The sequence below is a fragment of the Komagataeibacter oboediens genome (assembly GCF_003207815.1).
Taxonomy (GTDB): Bacteria; Pseudomonadota; Alphaproteobacteria; order Acetobacterales; family Acetobacteraceae; genus Komagataeibacter; species Komagataeibacter oboediens.
Genome location: NZ_NKTX01000151.1, coordinates 1 through 2,337 on the forward strand (window position 1 = coordinate 1; position 2,337 = coordinate 2,337).

General features: G+C 61.1%; 2 protein-coding genes. Both read right to left on the reverse strand.

From position 1 onward, the window contains the following. On the reverse strand, nt 1–697 hold a 697-nt coding region (locus CFR80_RS17730), incomplete at its 3' end, for an NAD(P)/FAD-dependent oxidoreductase (protein ID WP_146221707.1). A 29-nt stretch (nt 698–726) separates the two neighbouring features. Then, a partial coding sequence (locus CFR80_RS17735; protein WP_110507824.1) for an alginate export family protein occupies nt 727–2,337 on the reverse strand: 1,611 nt, incomplete at its 5' end.

Sequence of the window (2,337 nt, forward strand, 5' to 3'; positions counted from 1 at the left end):
TTTCAAGGAATGTACCATCGGCAAAGACAAGGCGGTGACGATGTGTCTCGCCCGCGGTGATCTGCTGCGTGGCATGGGATGTAAGCACTTCGATCCCCAGTGCCTCGATCCGCTGCTTCAGGGCCTGACCACCATCATCATCAAGCTGCACGGGCATGAGGCGCGGCGCGAATTCCACAACGGCCGTGGACAGGCCCAGCCCCGACAGCGCATTGGCTGCCTCCAGCCCCAGCAGGCCGCCGCCAATGACCACGCCGTGCGATGCGCCCTCTGCTGCAGCCCGGATCATGTCAAGGTCATCAAGCGTGCGATAGACCAGCCCCGCTGTGCCTGTATTGCCCGGAACCGGCGGCACGAACGGCGTGGAACCAGTGGCAAGGATCAACGTGTCGTAAGGTAGCGGGCCTTCGGCGCTTTCCACCATCCGGGCCGCGCGGTCGATGCGGGTCACCCTGACGCCACGGTGCAGGGTCAGGCCGTGGTGGGTATGGAAATCATCCACATGCAGGCGCAGCGCCAGCGCGTCGCGTCCGCTCATATATTCGGTCAGGTGCACACGGTCATAGGCATCGTGAAGTTCGTCACCAAAAATGTGAATCGCGCAGTCCTCATGCAGACCATGCGCCACAAGTTGTTCGGCACAGTAATGGCCAACCATACCGTTGCCGATGATGACGATGTTTCGCGTTCCGGTCATGTTCGTTTCCCCTATCGTACAATCGGCTGTCAGAATTTGAATTCCATGGTCTGCATGTAGAATGCCCCGTCCTTCGCCCCCGCACGGTGCATCCCCTGCGATGCGACGAAGCCTGCGATATCGTGCGTCCATGTCCAGTGGGGCGCGAAATTCCACGCAAGCTGTGTCTGGGGCGTGGTGCCAATGAACCCGCCCAAAAGCCCGTTGCGCCAGCTATAGATCTTGCCGGTGCCATACACTGCATCCTGCGTGCTTTCGCGCCAGAAAACGGGAACATGCAGCTTGAGACGCAGGTTCGCCAGTGGCGCTGCCGTAATGACCGGCCCGATGCCGACGAGGTTCTGCGATGTCAGGGCCAGTGTCACGTCATTATAATACGGCAGCGGGAAATAGGGCGTAGCAAATGTGCCGACCGCGCCATCCTGACTATGGTAGGACCCGCCTGAAAACAGGTCGCCCTGCAATGCGATGGACGGTTTTGCCTTCAGGCTTTTTGCCGTCCATCCCAATGTCCCGTTAACGGCATAGGCGCGCACTGCGCGTGTTGCGCCCCCGCTGGCGGGACGGAATTCGCCGCCCTGGAACACGCCCGTCAGGCTGATATCGAAGGGGCCGACATTCCCCCACATGCGTGCACCGATATTGTCGCGGCGGGTCGATCCGGCCTGCGTGCCCGTTGTGGTGGCCAGCGCCGCCGATGCACCGTTGAACAGGTAGCCAATGAAGAACACATCAGCAAAAACCTGGCTTTTCTGTCCCATGACCGAAAACTTCGGCAGTGCCGTGGACGTATAGATCCCATACATCCGGGCGTTGTAGTTCGTGCCGTCGGCAAAGACATTGCGCGGCAGCTTGTTGGTCTGCATGAAGTCAAACAGGTCCAGCCGGAAGGATTTCCACACCGCATAGCCACGGAATCCATCCCATGACTGCTGTGCGTTGGTCAGGTCGCGTGCGGACTGCATGGTGACAGGGGCATCGAGAAAGATCTGGCGACCGCCGATCACGCCCATCCGTGCGCCCAGCATCCTGCCTTTTACCTCCAGAATGCCCTGCTGGAGATCCAGCCGTTCGCGCTGCACCCCGGTCTGGTAGCCATAATAATTCGATCCCCCGGCGTCGCCCCACAGGAACTCGGCATAGGCGCGGACATGTTCACCCAGGTGCAGGTCGGCACCATACTGGCTGCGCAGTAGTACGCGGCTGGCGTTGGTCTTGCCCGCGGTTCCCATCTGCGGCTGGTTTTCAAAGGCGTAGCGTAGCCGTTCCTCCCCACTAATGGACAGCCAGATATCGCCCTTGTCCGTCAGGGGAATATATTTCAGGCGGTTGAACCAGTCGTTCCGGCGCTGTTCAGGTGGCGTATTGACAATGTCGCTCCAGTCCTCGGCCCAGCGCGCCTGTCCGAAACCACCAACGGTCCCGAAACCGGCCGCGGCCCCTTTTCCGGCATTGAATGCCCCCCAGTCGGGGCTGTGTGGCAGTGTCACGTGGTGGATGGCCGCCTTCTCAGGTGGACGGGACGAGGTCGGGCGGATACCGGTTGCCGTGACACCCGCGGCGGGTGCCGTGTCGGCAAGGGCCGCATGGCCGGTACACAGGCTGGCAAGAACGGTGGTGAAGCCGACCGTAAGCGAAGC